Raw genomic sequence first — 14353 nt, 5'->3', positions numbered from 1 at the left:
GCAGTGCGGCAGGGCCGCTTGAAAAGGGATCAGGCCGGCGAGACGGCCGACAGGTGCTCGTGACAGGCCAGCCAGCGGTCGCCGTGCAGGCGGAAGACAATGGTCTCGCGCTCGTTCAGGTCGAGGGTTTCGCCGGCGACGCGCAGGCGCGTGGCCACGTCGTGCATGAAGATCGCCACGTCGCCCTGCAGGCTCACCTGGGCATTGCTCGACTCGCAGCCGAGCACGGCGAAGCCGTCCGCCTGCCAGTTGGCCCAGAGATCTTCATAGGCACGGCGCGACAGCAGCGGTTGCGGCACGGTGTGGAAGAGGAAGGTGGCGTCTTCGCTGAAACAGGCGAAGTAGCGGGCGGTGTCGTTGCTGGCGAAGGCGGCGACGAGGTCGGCGGCGGCCTGCCGTACCTGGAGTGTCTGGTCCACGGGAGTGGCCTCACGGTTTATTGTGATTGTTGGTGAAGCGATTCTGGTGGGGGGCGGCGAGAGGAAGAATCGCTGTGGACAAATAATCAGTTCAGGAAATCGTGAACCAATGGGGGGCTGCGCTTTACCCGGGTGTTGCCACTGGCTAAGGTGTCGGCAGCCTTGACTTCATCAAGGTTCAAGATCGTATTCACGCTTCCAGACCTTGATGGACATTCCCATGAGCCAGTATCAGCCGCCACTGACCGTGACACCGCGCATGCTGGCGCTTGTTGCCGATATCAGCGAGCAAGTGGGGGCTCTCACGGCCAATCGGGAAGTGGCGCTTACCCCGCAACTGCGCCGGGGCAACCGCATTCGCACCATCCAGGCCTCGCTGGCGATCGAGAACAACACCCTGAGCGTCGAACAGGTCACTGCAGTTCTGGAGGGGAAGCGGGTACTCGGCTTGCCGCGTGAAATCCAGGAGGTGCGCAATGCCTTTGCCACCTATGAAGCGATGAGCGGATGGAAGCCCGAGCATCAGGCCGATCTGCTGGCTGCCCACAAGCTGCTGATGATGGGCTTGATCGACGACGCCGGTCAGTTTCGCCAAGGAGGTGTCGGCATCTATCGCGGCCAGCGCCTGTTGCACATGGCACCGCCTGCCAGTCGCTTGCAGCCGCTGATGCATGATCTGTTGCGTTGGTTGGGCGCCAGTGACTGGCACCCGTTGATCAGCAGTTGCGTCTTTCACTACGAGTTCGAGTTCATCCATCCATTCGCCGATGGCAACGGGCGGATGGGCCGTCTGTGGCAGACGCTGATACTGAGCCGCTGGCGCCCGGTACTCGCCTACTTGCCGGTGGAGTCGGTGATCTGTGCCCAACAGGAGGCGTACTACGGTGCGCTCGCGGCTGCGGATCAGGCTGGTGAGGCCACGCCGTTTGTCGAGTTCATGCTCCAGGCGCTGCGCCAGGCATTGGCCGAGGCGAGTGAGACCGACCAAGTAACCGACCAAGTAACCGACCAAGTAGCGCGATTGCTGGAGGTGCTGAAACCGGGTGTCGCGCTGCGCGCCAATGAACTGATGGAGCGCCTCGGATTGTCTCACCGTCCGACCTTCCGAGCGAACTATCTCAAGCCTGCGTTGGCTGACGGTTTGATCGAAATGACCGACCCTGATGCGCCGCGCAGTCCGGCGCAGCAATATCGCCGTGTCACAAGGTAACCGCTTGTGCAGGCCAGCCAGTTACCTTTGGCCGACTGACGGTCGGCCTTGTGCGTGTTGATTGCCTACGCTGGATACTCCCTACCCGCAAAGCAAGGAGTTCAGCCATGGCGTTCCAATACAAGCGATTGGACAAGAACAACGCTGCCGTCCTGCTGGTCGACCATCAGGCCGGCCTGTTGTCGCTGGTACGCGACATTGACCCGGACCGGTTCAAGAACAACGTGCTGGCGCTGGCCGACCTGGCCAAGTACTTCAAGCTGCCGACCATCCTCACCACCAGCTTCGAGACCGGCCCCAACGGCCCGCTGGTACCCGAGCTCAAGGCGCAATTCCCCGACGCGCCTTACATCGCCCGCCCCGGCAACATCAATGCCTGGGACAACGAAGACTTCGTCAAGGCGGTGAAAGCTACCGGCAAGAAGCAACTGCTTATCGCCGGGGTAGTGACTGAGGTGTGCGTGGCCTTCCCGGCCCTCTCGGCGCTGGAGGAGGGCTTCGAGGTGTTCGTGGTCACCGACGCTTCCGGCACCTTCAACGAGCTAACTCGCGACTCGGCCTGGCGCCGCATGGAGGCTGCCGGAGCGCAGTTGATGACCTGGTTCGGCGTTGCCTGCGAGCTGCACCGTGACTGGCGCAACGATATCGAAGGGCTGGGTACGCTGTTCTCCAACCATATCCCCGACTATCGCAACCTGATGACCAGCTACGACAAGTTGTCCAGATAAGCCTCGACTGGCGCCGTGAGGGATCACTGCGCCATATTCAACGCGCCAGCCCGTGGCATGGCCGACCAAAACGCCAGGCCTGCCGCCAACGCGGTCAGCGCGGCGCCGGCCCAGGGGGTGGCCGCCAGTGTCGCTCCGGTGATCACCACGCCGCCGATGGCCGAACCCAGCCCGACGCCCAGGTGCATGGCCGACATGTTCAGGCTCATGCCGGCTGGGAAGGTGTCCGGGCCACGGGTCGCCAGGTAGCTCTGCACCACCGGTGAGGTGGTCCAGCTCAGCCCGCCCCAGAGCATCATGGTCGCCAGGAACAACCATGGCGTGCCCACGCTCAAGGGCAGTACCAGCAAGCTGGCGAGATAGAGCAGCGGCGCCAGCGCGATGGAGCGGCCTGCGCCGAGCCGGTCCGCCATCCAGCCGCCGACATAGCCGCCCGAAACACCGGCGATGCCGAAGGCGGCGAACACTGCCGCCAGCCATTGCAGCGGAATGTCGGCGACCTGGTGGGCATAGGGGGCCAGGTAGGCGAAGACCGTGAAGTGCCCGGCAATCATCAGCAACGACACACCCTGGGCTGCCATCAGGCGGCTGTCGCGCAGATGGCGGACATAGCTGCGCAGGGCGATGCGTTCGCTGCTCTGCAGCTGCGGCAACCCTTGCCAGGCCATCAGCAGCACCGCCATTGCCAGCACGCTCAGCCCGGTGAAGACGCCACGCCAGCCCAGCACGTCGCACAGCAGCATCCCGGCCGGCACCCCCAGCACCAGCGAGCTGCAGATGCCCATGAAGATCACCCCGATGGCGCGGCCACGCAGGGCGTCGGGCACCATGCGCGTGGCCATCAGGGTGCAGGTCAGGCAGGTCAGGGCGCTGGTCGCGGCCATGCCTATGCGCGCCACCAGCAACGCGGTATAGCCAGGCGCCAGTGCTGCTGCCAGGTTGCACAGGGCAAAGATCGCCAGGGTGGCGCACAGCAGGCGGCGCAAGGGCAGGCGTGTGGTCAGCAGTGGAGAGAAGGGCGCGGCAAGGGCGAAGCTCAGGGAGAACACCGTGGTCAGCTGCCCGGCGATACCGAGCGGGACCTGCAGGCCATCGGCCAGGGCCGGCAGGATGCCGACCGTGATGTTTTCTGCCATGCCCGTGACGAACGTCGCCAGGGCCAGCAGCCAGATACGCGGGCTCATTGTGTTGCCTCCGATAAACAGGCCGGCCAAGGTCCGGACCCATTTGTCCCGACGGTTGACCGGCAAGGGTCAGGTCCATCGGGTTTCGAGGCAGTGCTTCGGTTATCCCGGTTCAAGCAGGGGGAGTGTAGGGCCGCTGGGGTACACGCGCAACCTGGGCAGGCGCGCGCTTGTTCATCACTTCAGCTCGGTTTCGATGAACACCACTTCGTGGTCACTGGCATTGACCACGTTGTGCTCCACACCGGCCTTGCGAAAGTAGCTCTGGCCCGCCACCAGAGGGGCGAGCTTCTCGCCTTCCGGGGTCTCCAGCAACAACGTGCCATCGGTCATCGGCACCACCACGTAGTCATGGCCGTGCAGGTGCCGGCCAGTCTCGGCACCTGGGGCGAAGCGCCATTCGGTGACGATCACTTCTTCGGTGTTCACCTGAACGGTGGGTACGGCTTTGGGGCGTTGGGGCTTCTGCGTCATGGGGTAGGCCTGCTCACGGAAAAGCGTCCAGCCTGGACCGCTTGCTCGGTGGTTTAAATCCAAGTCTGCTGGCAGTCAGTCGTGTGAACGCTCAACTTTTTCCGGCGCAAACGAACGCGGGGCCAGCCCGCTCCCCCAGGCTCAAGGTTGAGCCTGGGGGAGCGGGCTGGCCCCGCGATACGAAACGCCCTGAAAACTACAGCGTGATTGGCTTCAACTTGAGCCCCATGGCCTGGGCCTGCACTGCCGCGCCGCTGAAGGCCGCCGCATTGCTCGGTGGTGGCGTGGGGCCGTGCACATGCGCGGCCAGTTCGGTGTTCATCGCCTGGACCAGCTCGAGCAGGTCGCAGAGCACCTGCAGCACGTTCACCGCCTCCGAGCCCAGCCAGGTCTTCGGCGCCTGCAGGCGCTGGCTGATCTTCACCACGCTGTCGCGCAGGCCCTCGATTCGTTCCTGGACGTCGCCGCCGATCGCCGCGTTGAGTTTCTGCCCAACCGCCAGGTTCAGGTCGCGCCCGGTGGCCTGGTGCAGGTCGTCGAGGGCGGCCAGGCTGGCGGAGCCGCCGGACAGCAGCTTGAGCGCGCCGAGGGCCTCGATCTTCTTCACCCCGCCCACGGTCTCGGTCGAGTGGTCGTCCACGGTCCGCGCATGGCTCTGGAACTGCTCGGTGTTGGCCAGTGCCTCGACCTCGCGCTCGATCGCCTTGTCGCGGATCCGGCCATCGGTCTGGCGCAGCCAGTTGCCATCGGCGTCGGCGCGCTGCTGGCAGGCCTCGCTGTGTTGCCATACCAGATCACCCTTTGGCACCTTGGGCAGGCTGAGCCCATGGGGCAGGATCTGCTGGATGAAGGGTTTGTGGGGCAGGCCGTAGGCAAACGACACCACCACGGTGGTGCCTTCTTCGGGGAAACCGAACATGCCGCGCTCCTGGCCACCCATGGGCGCCGGCAGCGGCAGGCTGGTGAACACCGGCAGCGCCGGGTCGGGCTCGCCATCTGGTAGCAGCACCTGGACATCGACACCGAAGCGCGGGCGGAAGTCGTCGCACAGCCCGGGCGCCGCCGGCGCATCGGGGACCGCGACCACCCGACCGAAGCGCGGCAGGTGGTAGCCGCCGGTGATCTCGGGGAACTGGCGCGCTACGGCGCGGCGGATTGCGTCTTCCATCGTATGGCCATCTGGTTGCCGGCCAGCGTGACATGGGTCACGCGCTCGCCGTGGTTGATCGGTGCGCCTGGACGCAGCCCTGGCAGGGCGGCAATCGTGGCGCTCTGGTTACCCTGGTAGTTGTCGAACAGCTCCGTGGGCAGTTGCAGCGCGGGGCGGGCGCCGAAGTAGCTGTCGGCCCAGCTGCCCACGTACACCTCGCCATTGCCCTGCTGCTGCCAGATGAAGTCGGGGATGTCGAACACCTGGGCCAGGCTCTCCATGGCCTGGAAGCCAGCGGCCAGGCTGTAGAAGAACGGTGCGCGCACCGATGCGTAGGGCCGCTCGGGCACGCGAAAGCGCAGGCCGGTCTGCTGGCCGACCTGGTCGAGCACGCCGTGCAGGTCGACATGGCGCAGGTTCATCGGCAGCGGCCTGGCCAGGATCGCCGCCAGCTCGCGGCAGAACAGCACCTGCTGCTTGGCGTTGGCGGTGGTGCAGCGCTCGACGTAGCCGATGAAATGCCGTTGCAGCGTGCTGTCGTTGTAGCCGATGTCGAGGGTGACCAGGCCTTTGAGGGGCGCCTCGGCCTGGACGATGAAGGTCGCCCGCCCCGGGTTGCGCAGCTCCAGACGCACGTCCGCCCTGACCAGGTCGTGGCGTTCGCCTGCCACGCGGAGTACCTGATGCAGTTTCATGGTTTCTCCCCCAGCCAGTCGTCCACTTTTTTCAACAGTTTTTCGAAACTGGTCAGCTCCGGATCCTTGTCATCCTCGTCATCTTCCGCCCCTGCCGCGGCACCGGGTGCGGCCTGTGCCTTGACGCGCTTTTTGGCGCGGCGCTTCTCGACCTTTTCCGGGTTGGAGGTCTTCTCGGCCAGGCCGAACTGCACCCGCCAGCAGGCCAGCGAGTCGTCCTCCCGGACGTTGACGTTGTCGGCGAAGCACACCTGGCGGATGCCGAAGGCCTCGGCCGTGTCGTTGACGATGCGGTAGGTCTTGAGCTGGCCGCCACTCTGGGTGGCTTCGGCCAGGCGCATCAGGTTGCGCAGCCAGACGCTGTTGACGTAGGGGATGGTCAGGGTGACGGTGAGGGTCTTGGGTTTGAAGCCTTTGTGCGCGGTGTCGGTATTGCTGGTCTGGCCGGACAGGTCCTCGGCTTCGATGCGCAGGTTGCCGGTGACTTTCAGGGTCTTGCCTTCGACGGGCTGGCCGTCCAACAGTAGCAGTGTCATAAACCCACCATTTCACGAACGAAGCTCAGGCCTTTTGCCGAGCCGACCAGGATCACGCCCGCGCTCATCACCCACTCATGCCCCGGGGCATCGCCTTCGAGCAGCATGCGCCGCAGTTGTGTGTTGTTGCCCGGGCCGAACAGGCGGGCGCGTACCGAGCTGTCGGCCTGGCCGCCTTCCAGCAGCTGGCGCAGGTCGGCCAGGCGCTGGTCGCGGAGCTGCTGCTGGTTGGCCTTGAGTGCCGCCAGCCCGGCGAGGTCGCTCATGGGCGAGCTGTCGGCGGCGTAGCTTTCCAGCACCGCGATCTGCCCGGCCAGCGATTGCTGCGCGGCCTTGAGCACCGTACAGCGCTCCAGCGGCAAGGCCTCCCAGCGCGGCAGGACGGTGGCCTGGGGAATCTGCCATTTCTCGGTTTCAAGCCGGGCCAGGTGCTCCGCGCGGCGTTGCGCGCGTACCAGCTCGGGGATCGGCATCAGGGCGTTGAAGCGGCCCAGGCCGGCGGCCAGCTGGTCGTGGCGGGTACCCAGGAACAGCAGGCACAGCGCGTGCTGCTCACCCTGGGGGCTGCCGCCGTCGGTGGCGTCGGTCAGTTTGTTGGCCAGCTGCCGCAGCAGGTTCGGCGCGGACAGGAAGCGCTGGTAGCCACGCCCCTGGCCGACACCGCTCTGGAACGGCGTCACCACCAGGCACCTGGGCACTTCGCCCAACTGCTCGGCCAGCGCCTGGCGTCCGGCCGCGATCGCGCCCTTGGCCGCGGCGCCGACCGGCCCGGGGTTGGTGCTGACCAGTCCCTGCAACCCGCTCAGGCGCTGTGCGGTACTGGCGAGCTCGCTGACGGCCATGGCCTTGGCGGTGTCGAGCTGGTCCATCCAACGGGTCGCCTCGGCTGGCCAGCGCAAGGTGACGGGCGCCCAGTTCATGCCGGCACCGTCCACTTGATTGCACGCAGCGCGTCGAGCTTCCTGGCCTGCAGCGCCTTCGCCGCATCACGCTTGAGCTGGTCGGCGTGCTGCAGAGCCGCTTGCTTGAACAGGACCAGGTCCTTGTTCACCTGCAGCAACTGGTCGCGGCTGTGGGTCAGGAACTGACGCGCGCCATCGCTGCCGATGCAGGGGTAGGTGCTGTCCAGGCCGCTGAACACCAGGCCGGTCAGGTTGACCTGGTCTTCCAGCGAACTGCCGTAACGGTGCGCCTCGCCCAGGGCCGCCGAGTCGAAGCCGGCTTCGAGGTACTGCGCGCAGCTGGCACTGATCTCGTCCAGTTTCTGCTGATGAACCTTGGCCAGCACGGCGGTGGTGTCGTCTACCCACTCGCCGTTCTTCCATACCTGGTCCGGGCCGGGCTGCTTCACCGTGTAGCCCGAAGGGATCGGCCCCATGCCGGTGATGGTAAGAGGCTCGGCGTTGGTGATGCTGTAGACCACCAGACCGTCGTGGTAGTCCACCAGGGTCCAGGCCTGGCCGTTCCAGTGGGCGGCCTTGTGTTCGGGGATCGATGGCGGGGCTGTTTCCACGCAGCCGCCGGGAATCAGGAAGACGCCGGGTTCGAGGGGGGACTCGTCCGCTTCGGTGATGCCGGTGAACAGTCCAAGCTGGGAAGTTTGATAGACGGTCTTGGTCGTTGCCATGCGGCACCTCAATATTTGATGAAGGAGTACAAGGCCATGTTCACTGGCCGCGATTCATTGCCGCCGTCGCCAGCGATGGTGATCGCATGGCTGTGCACGCCATCGCCGACCATCGACAGGCCGTGGGTGTGCGAGCCGGCGGCATGGGTCGGTGCCGTCACGCCGTTGGCATAGTTCGCGGTGGTGAAGTTGGGGGCGCCGTTACCGACATCGTTGTTCATGGCGCGAGGCGCGGTGTGGGTGTGTTCACCACCTGCCGCAATCGAGCTGCCGGGGTGGTAGTGCCAGCCGGCCTCGGCTGCCGAGGCCGAGTGCGCATGCCACAGGTTCTGGCTGTTCTGGACGGAGCCTTGGGCTCGGCCCGGGTCGAATCCGCGCCCGTCATCGACGTCCCGGGTGAACAGGCCGCGGGTGTCTGGCAGGTTGAACGTTGTCGCGCCATCGCCGACGCCGTAAATGATGCCGATCGCTGCAAACAGCGCGGCATAGGTCGTGCGGCTCACTGCCGCGCCATTGCAACGCAGCGTGCCGCTGGGAGCGGTGCGGCTGAACGTCTGGATCAGCGTGCCTGCCGGCACGATGGCCGCCGGGTTCAGGTTGCCGGTGTGATAGAGCGGCAGGCCGTTCCAGGCGATCACGCCTTGGGCATTCATGGCCAGGTCGCCCGCTACCTGGCTTCCCCAATGGAAGCCAAGGCGAGGAGCGTATTCCCAGGTCAGTTTGGAATTGAGGACCAGCCCTACCTCGCGGATTTCCAGGGCTGCATTTATGTAGTTCGTACTCGGTGTATCTGAATAGAATCGGGGTATCTGGTTGCTATATCCGGTGCGTAGTGCATCGGTAATGCCATACCCTTGCAGCGTGCTCGGTTTACCGCTGGTGAGCTTGCTCCAGTCCAGGCTCGGGATGTCGGCCGGCTTCAGTGGCTCGTTGCCAACGACCTGGCCTTTGCCGTTGATGATCACTTTCGAATAGGCCCCGGGCACCACACCGATATCCGCAAGCGTGGCCTGGAGGGCCACATTGCTGCTGCCATCGAAGTCCACGCGACCGGTGACATCGCCCTGCAAGGCGATCTGCCGCGCCTCGGCCAGGCGGCGGGCCTTGCCGGCCGACGTGGTGCCATCCTCGAGATCGGTGACCGATTTACGGGTTGCGAAGTGCCTCACCAACGGGCCGTCGATTGGCTCTACCGTGCGGCGATCGACGATGCCGGCGCTTGTCACGTCGGCGATCGCCACACAGTAATGGAACTTGCCCGCAGCGTCCCAGTAGTTGGGCCGCTCCTTGGCTGTCACCAGCGTCCATTTGCCATACACGTCATTGCCGTTGCGCTCCATCGCAACATCCACCCAGACCGTGGCGGGCAAGGACGAAATGGTCACGCCAGTAGTGCCCGAGCCCAGGCCGCCGATGCGTATCCCCTCGACGTAGGCCAGACCGCCCTTTGCACGATAGCCACCGGAATCGTTGGCTTTCTCCAGTTGCATGGCGGTGCCGAAGAAGCACGCCGGGCCGAAGATGTCCCGGTTGCTCACGCGCTCGCGCTCATCGATCCCGGCCAGGCGAACGGTACTGTCGTATTGCCAGGTGCTGGCGTCGATGGTGATGCCTGTCACCGCCTGGGCGCCGCTGAATTCGACCAGGATGTTGCGTGTGGTGTTGTTGCCGATCTGCAGGGGCGGGATGTTGCGGCGTTTCTGCTGCATTGGCACGTAGGCCGCCGCGAACAGGATCCCATCCGTGGTTTCCAGACCGAGCCAGTTCCAGTCGAAATCGCCGATGTCGCTGCCGAGCATCGAGCTGTAGACCACCTGGTTGGGGTTGACGAAGCCCCGGTTGCTGTTGGGTACTTCGTAGCGGTGAACGATCTGCTGCGCAGGGGGGATGGCTTCGTTGCGATCCACCGGCTTGGCAGGGTCGAGCCCCGGGACGTTGGCGTAGATGAACCGGGAGATCGTCAGGAAGTCATCGTTCGCGATCTTTTCGGCGATCAGTCTTTCACCGGCGAGCGTGATTGTAGCCATGGTGGCTCCTACAGGCTGGCGACCAGCGTCTGCTGGTCGTCGTTGAAATGAACTGCGCCAATGCGCAGCGAAACGGGGGTGATCGACACGAAGTCATAGCGGCGACAGGTCCGACCGTATTGCTGGACCAGCACACGCAACAGTTCAGGGTTCTCCGATAGCTGCGAGTCGGAAAGGCGCAGCAGGACCACGTCCCAGTCGCGCCCCGCCAGGCGTTCGTCGATCTCCACGTAGCCGACGCCCAGCCGATGCAGGATGCGTTTGAGGCCCGCCGTGCTGCCGGCATCGACCGCGTTGATGAAGGCGAACTTCACCCGCAGCCGGTACAGGCTTTCCGGCTCGTCCTTGAAGCGGGTGATATCGCGCTGCCAGGCGAGCAGGTCCAGCACGGTGAGGTGGCAGGTCTCGGCATCCATCTGCATCAGCGGCCAGCGCAGCCACTCGGTCACCCTGGCCCACCAGGCCTGGGCGGCGTCCTTGAGCTTGGTCAGTTCGCTGCCGGCGAGCCAGAACGGCAATTTCAACGGGCTCATACCAGGTCCACCCGCAGATCGGCGATGCGCGCGATGCTCAGCGGCGAGACGATGTCCTCGTTGGCGAAGTGCAGCGATTCGATGTCGGCGAAGGCCTGGTGCAGTTCCTCGGCCAGGCGGCTGAAGGAGAACCGCGATTGTGGGTAGGTCAGCGTCGGCCGGTAGTCGCTGGCCGTGCTTTCACGGAACGCCGCGCGGATGAACTGGGCAATGCCTTGCAGCAATGCCTCGCGGCGCTTCGTCGTCAGGTTCGCCCGCGGCCAGACCGTCAGTGCGATGTCGTGCTGCGTCTCGGGCATGACCATCACCAACAGGTCGTCGCCGTGGCCGTGGTTGCCCTCGTCGCGCACGTGGGCGTTGATCTGCGCCAGGTACGATTCCGCTGGCACATCGGCGTCGAACAGCACGTAGGCGTTGGCGCTGCCCGGACCACGCGGCGCGTCATGGAGGAAGTACACGCCATCGGGGCGCACGCCCGGGAAGGCGGCGATCATGGCGCGATAGACCGCGTCGGTGTGCCATTGGTTGACCGCGCTGAACTGGTTGCGGGTGCGCAGGCGCAGTTGCTCGTCGGGCTCGGGGTCGGCCCCGGGCGAGGTCATCCAGCCGTCGTCATTGACCACCTGAACGATCCCCGGCACTGGCTCGGGCAGGATGGCGTAGTAGCCGGGCGCCAGGTTGTAGCCGCTGCCGACCTGCTGTGCCTGGACCTTGACCGATTGTTGCAGGCGGCCGTCCGGGAACACCGCGTCCTCGACGGTCACCAGTTGATAGACGTGTCCGTTGATCGCAGCGGACTGCACCACGACGCCGGCGCGCATCAGCAGCTCGCCGGCGCTGTTCTCGCGGGTGAATAGCAGTTGCCCCTGGGCCTTGGTCGCGCCTTTGCGCTCGATGTTCACTGCCCAGGCCAGGCTGTCCAGCCAGGCGCCGCTGGCGGTCTTGACGAAGAAGTTGGGCAGCACGGTGTCGCTGATGAAGCCCACCAGCCAGAGCACTGGCTTGGTCACCAGCGCCGTCACCACCCGCCAGAACGGCGAGTAGGCGCTGGTGTTGCTCAGCTTGCTGCCCTGGGCGGCCACTTCGGCCTCCCAGGCCTTGTGCAGCGCCGCCTCGGTGGTGGGAATGCCGGCGTCGGCCAGCACCTTGCGAAAGTCCAAGTCGCTCACAGGTATACCTCGATGTCACCGAATTTCAGGGTTTTAGCCGTGACCCGGTACACGCCCGGCCGCTCTTGCAGGATGCGGGCGGTACCGGGCAGCAGGCGCTCGTCGTCCTCTACCAGCAGTTCCAGCTGCAGGATGCAGTCGGCCTGGCGCTGGCGGCTGCGCTCGGCCACCAGGGTCACCAGCAGGCCGCTGTCGCGGATCATGTGGGCGATGTCCTGGGCGATGCTGGCGCGGTCCTCGATCAGCAGCGGTTGATGGGAAGGGTCCAGTACCAGGTCGTTGTCGTGGATCAGCAGATCGATGTAGTCGCTCATCAGCCCACCGCCATTTCCATCATCTGCTCGAGCTCCAGCGGGTTCATGGCCTTGCTGGTGTTGATCTCGATCCTCTCGACGTGCATGCGTCGATCCTGGGTCTGGGTGCTGCTCTGGATCTGGGTCATCAGCCCCCCCTGGGGAACACTCGTCGGGCTGGCCGGCGAGAGGTTGAGTGCGGTCTGGGTCATGCGCTGGCGCTGTTGGTCGAGTTGCTCGATCGGTGCGCTGGCCATGGTGGCCGCGACGGCTGCGGGTGCCATCGAAGCCGTGAGCGGGGCCGGTGAGGGCACCTGCATCAGGGTCTTGAGCAGTGGCGGCGTGTTGCTCATGGGCAGTACGCCGATCGGCGCGACCTGGCTGGCAAGCCCTGGCACCTTGGGGGATTCCGGCAGATCGGCGAACGAGGTCTCGATGTTGACGCCCGGGATCTTGTTCAACCACTCGATCACCTGGTCGAGCGAACTCCGGAAGACCTTGACGATGCCGTCCCAGGCGGCCTTGGCCATACCTGTCCAGCCCCCCATATCGGTGAACCACTTGCTCAGTGCATCCAGCTGTCCGCTGACCCACTGGAAGGCGGCACTGTCCAGGAACGCGGCCTTGAGTTCGTCCCAGTACGCGATGACCAGGACCACGGCAGCGACCAGTGCGATGATGCCCGCGATGATGAGGATGATCGGATTGGCCAGAAGCGCGACGTTGAGCAGCCAGACCGCACCCTGCCAGGCGAGGGTGGCGAGTCTCACGATCCCCATCCAGGCGAACATTGCGACCAGGCGTGCCAGGAAGAGCGACAGCACGAAGGTGTGCCTCAAGACCACCGCGATGCTGCGCAGCCCGACCAGGTTGAGCAGGGCCCAGGCGGCTTGTGCACCCAGCAGGCTTATCCGGGCCAGCCCGCTCAGAACTGCAAGCGCGGTCAGCGCGGCGCTGGCGCCAAGGATCGTCAAGGTAGCGATGGCGATCACCCGGGTGATATTGGGAAACAGCTTGATCCAGCGGACCAGGGTCTGGGCGATCTCGACCAGGCGTGCCATCAGCGGTTGCAGAATGGGAATCAGCGCCTGGCCGAAGGCGATGCGCAGCCCTTTTACCGCAGCCCCGAACTGCTGCCAGGGGTCGACCATGGCCTTGGCCATCTGCTCGGCCTGTTTCAGGCCTCGCACCTGGCCCAGCTTGTCGATGCCGTTCTTGAGACGGTCGGTGTCCTGGGCCAGCGCGCCGATGAGCTGGGCGGCCTCACCGCCGAAGGCCTCGGTGATCTTGGCGTTGGCCGCAGCTCCGCGCAGGTCGCCGAACCTACCCTGTAGCTTGGCCAGGATGTCCAGCATCGGCAGGACCTTGCCGTTGGTGTCGGTGAACTTGATGCCGAGCTTGTCCGAGGCGTCCTCGATGTTCTCGAAGAAGGCCTTGTAGAGCCCGCCGGCCGCGCTGCCGTCCATGCTGCCGGACAGGCTGCCGATCACGGCCATCTGCTCGGCCAGGCCGATGCCGGCGGCGGAAGCCTGGGCGCCGGCCTCCTTGAAACCATCCTTCATCTGTTCGCCGCTGGTGCGGAACAGCTGGACCGCCAGGGCGGTCTGCCCGCCCAGGATCTTGACCCACTGGCCCTTGCCCATGGCGTCGGCCTGCTGCTTCTGCAGGTTGTACATCGTGCCGACGTACTCGGCCATCACGCCCTGGTCGGACTTGGTGGCCTTGGCCAGCACGCTGCTGGTGTAGGTGAAGGTGGCCAGCTGGGAGCCGGAAAGGCCCTTGATCGCGCCTTCGATCTTGTACGCCGAGGCGACGAAGTCCCGGGCGTTCTCGCCATAGGCGATGGAGAACGCCAGGGCTTTCCTGTTCAAGGCCTCCAGGGCGTCCTCGGCCACGCCAAGCGAGCGCACATCCCCAAGGGCGCGGTTCATTTCCAGGGCGGGCTCAAGGAAGGTGCCAAAGCCGCTGGCGGAGTTTTGCAGCTTCTGCGTGCCATCGCTGATCTGTTTGATGGCGGCCTGACCTTTCTCGGTCAGCTTGTTGAAACCTTGGGTCATCCTCGCCAGCGGCGCGGTGACTTTGTCGGTCAGCGACAGGATGAAATCCAGCCGGCTGATTGCGGTGTTCGCGCTCATGGGATGTCAGCTTCCGTTGAATGCACGTGCGATGCCGTTGGCAATGGCGATTTCCATTCGCCGCCAGTGCTCGTCCTCCAGCCACTTGGCTGTGCCCAGGTTCTCGGGCGTGGCGGATGCACCGGGCAGCCAGCGCGCGGTCAGGGCCAGCAGCTGGCCCAGGCCGTCCTCGG

15 protein-coding genes are annotated in these 14353 nt (G+C 65.2%); 2 read left to right on the top strand and 13 right to left on the bottom strand.

Annotated features, from left to right (window positions below):
• Positions 1-29: 29 nt before the first annotated feature.
• A complete protein-coding gene (locus AAHK21_RS09905) occupies positions 30-419 on the bottom strand; it encodes a nuclear transport factor 2 family protein (RefSeq protein WP_367857143.1) in 390 nt (129 codons plus the stop codon).
• A gap of 220 nt (positions 420-639) precedes the next feature.
• Between AAHK21_RS09905 and AAHK21_RS09900 the strand changes: the two genes are divergently transcribed.
• The gene (locus tag AAHK21_RS09900) at positions 640-1629 is read left to right on the top strand and encodes a Fic family protein (RefSeq protein ID WP_367857142.1); all 990 of its coding nucleotides are present in this window, start codon (positions 640-642) and stop codon (positions 1627-1629) included.
• Between the two features lie 107 nt (positions 1630-1736).
• On the top strand, positions 1737-2357 hold the full coding sequence (ycaC, locus tag AAHK21_RS09895; RefSeq protein ID WP_367857141.1) for an isochorismate family cysteine hydrolase YcaC: 621 nt from the start codon (positions 1737-1739) through the stop codon (positions 2355-2357).
• A gap of 23 nt (positions 2358-2380) precedes the next feature.
• Here ycaC and AAHK21_RS09890 read toward each other — a convergent pair whose 3' ends face one another.
• The 12 genes from AAHK21_RS09890 to AAHK21_RS09835 all read right to left on the bottom strand — a co-directional run bounded on the left by AAHK21_RS09890 (position 2381) and on the right by AAHK21_RS09835 (position 14180).
• A complete protein-coding gene (locus AAHK21_RS09890) occupies positions 2381-3541 on the bottom strand; it encodes an MFS transporter (RefSeq protein ID WP_367857140.1) in 1161 nt (386 codons plus the stop codon).
• A gap of 177 nt (positions 3542-3718) precedes the next feature.
• Positions 3719-4015, bottom strand: a complete 297-nt coding sequence (locus AAHK21_RS09885) for a cupin domain-containing protein (protein ID WP_110702996.1) — start codon at positions 4013-4015, stop codon at positions 3719-3721.
• A 196-nt stretch (positions 4016-4211) separates the two neighbouring features.
• Entirely contained in the window at positions 4212-5183 is a 972-nt protein-coding gene (locus AAHK21_RS09880) for a hypothetical protein (protein ID WP_367857139.1), read from the bottom strand.
• Entirely contained in the window at positions 5156-5860 is a 705-nt protein-coding gene (locus AAHK21_RS09875; protein WP_367857138.1) for a hypothetical protein, read from the bottom strand. Before AAHK21_RS09875 ends, AAHK21_RS09880 begins: the two co-directional genes overlap by 28 nt.
• Entirely contained in the window at positions 5857-6396 is a 540-nt protein-coding gene (locus AAHK21_RS09870; protein ID WP_367857137.1) for a DNA-binding protein, read from the bottom strand. The genes AAHK21_RS09875 and AAHK21_RS09870 overlap by 4 nt, the downstream gene beginning before the upstream one ends.
• A complete protein-coding gene (locus AAHK21_RS09865) occupies positions 6393-7316 on the bottom strand; it encodes a hypothetical protein (RefSeq protein WP_367857136.1) in 924 nt (307 codons plus the stop codon). The genes AAHK21_RS09870 and AAHK21_RS09865 overlap by 4 nt, the downstream gene beginning before the upstream one ends.
• A complete protein-coding gene (locus AAHK21_RS09860; protein ID WP_367857135.1) occupies positions 7313-8023 on the bottom strand; it encodes a hypothetical protein in 711 nt (236 codons plus the stop codon). Before AAHK21_RS09860 ends, AAHK21_RS09865 begins: the two co-directional genes overlap by 4 nt.
• 8 nt (positions 8024-8031) lie before the next feature.
• Positions 8032-10050, bottom strand: a complete 2019-nt coding sequence (locus tag AAHK21_RS09855; protein ID WP_367857134.1) for a phage tail protein — start codon at positions 10048-10050, stop codon at positions 8032-8034.
• An 8-nt stretch (positions 10051-10058) separates the two neighbouring features.
• Complete coding sequence (locus tag AAHK21_RS09850; RefSeq protein ID WP_367857133.1) at positions 10059-10583, bottom strand: phage tail protein; 525 nt, start codon at positions 10581-10583, stop codon at positions 10059-10061.
• Positions 10580-11752, bottom strand: a complete 1173-nt coding sequence (locus tag AAHK21_RS09845; protein WP_367857132.1) for a baseplate J/gp47 family protein — start codon at positions 11750-11752, stop codon at positions 10580-10582. The genes AAHK21_RS09850 and AAHK21_RS09845 overlap by 4 nt, the downstream gene beginning before the upstream one ends.
• Entirely contained in the window at positions 11749-12066 is a 318-nt protein-coding gene (locus AAHK21_RS09840) for a DUF2590 family protein (RefSeq protein ID WP_046857148.1), read from the bottom strand. Before AAHK21_RS09840 ends, AAHK21_RS09845 begins: the two co-directional genes overlap by 4 nt.
• Entirely contained in the window at positions 12066-14180 is a 2115-nt protein-coding gene (locus AAHK21_RS09835; protein ID WP_367857131.1) for a phage tail tape measure protein, read from the bottom strand. The genes AAHK21_RS09840 and AAHK21_RS09835 overlap by 1 nt, the downstream gene beginning before the upstream one ends.
• Positions 14181-14353 lie beyond the last annotated feature (173 nt).

Origin of the sequence: Pseudomonas sp. TE50-2 (assembly GCF_040813665.1) — a bacterium.
Taxonomy (GTDB): Bacteria; Pseudomonadota; Gammaproteobacteria; order Pseudomonadales; family Pseudomonadaceae; genus Aquipseudomonas; species Aquipseudomonas soli.
The sequence above is the reverse complement of the archived record's forward strand: the minus strand, read 5'-3'. Positions and strand labels throughout refer to the sequence as shown.

What these genes read in the sequence shown, in the direction of transcription:
- AAHK21_RS09885 (WP_110702996.1), bottom strand. Translation starts at nt 4,015, where the DNA reads ATGACGCAGAAGCCCCAACGCCCCAAAGCCGTACCCACCGTTCAGGTG.
- AAHK21_RS09850 (WP_367857133.1), bottom strand. Translation starts at nt 10,583, where the DNA reads ATGAGCCCGTTGAAATTGCCGTTCTGGCTCGCCGGCAGCGAACTGACC.
- AAHK21_RS09880 (WP_367857139.1), bottom strand. Translation starts at nt 5,183, where the DNA reads ATGGAAGACGCAATCCGCCGCGCCGTAGCGCGCCAGTTCCCCGAGATC.
- ycaC (WP_367857141.1), top strand. Translation starts at nt 1,737, where the DNA reads ATGGCGTTCCAATACAAGCGATTGGACAAGAACAACGCTGCCGTCCTG.
- AAHK21_RS09890 (WP_367857140.1), bottom strand. Translation starts at nt 3,541, where the DNA reads ATGAGCCCGCGTATCTGGCTGCTGGCCCTGGCGACGTTCGTCACGGGC.
- AAHK21_RS09855 (WP_367857134.1), bottom strand. Translation starts at nt 10,050, where the DNA reads ATGGCTACAATCACGCTCGCCGGTGAAAGACTGATCGCCGAAAAGATC.
- AAHK21_RS09835 (WP_367857131.1), bottom strand. Translation starts at nt 14,180, where the DNA reads ATGAGCGCGAACACCGCAATCAGCCGGCTGGATTTCATCCTGTCGCTG.
- AAHK21_RS09900 (WP_367857142.1), top strand. Translation starts at nt 640, where the DNA reads ATGAGCCAGTATCAGCCGCCACTGACCGTGACACCGCGCATGCTGGCG.
- AAHK21_RS09865 (WP_367857136.1), bottom strand. Translation starts at nt 7,316, where the DNA reads ATGAACTGGGCGCCCGTCACCTTGCGCTGGCCAGCCGAGGCGACCCGT.
- AAHK21_RS09860 (WP_367857135.1), bottom strand. Translation starts at nt 8,023, where the DNA reads ATGGCAACGACCAAGACCGTCTATCAAACTTCCCAGCTTGGACTGTTC.
- AAHK21_RS09875 (WP_367857138.1), bottom strand. Translation starts at nt 5,860, where the DNA reads ATGAAACTGCATCAGGTACTCCGCGTGGCAGGCGAACGCCACGACCTG.
- AAHK21_RS09870 (WP_367857137.1), bottom strand. Translation starts at nt 6,396, where the DNA reads ATGACACTGCTACTGTTGGACGGCCAGCCCGTCGAAGGCAAGACCCTG.
- AAHK21_RS09840 (WP_046857148.1), bottom strand. Translation starts at nt 12,066, where the DNA reads ATGAGCGACTACATCGATCTGCTGATCCACGACAACGACCTGGTACTG.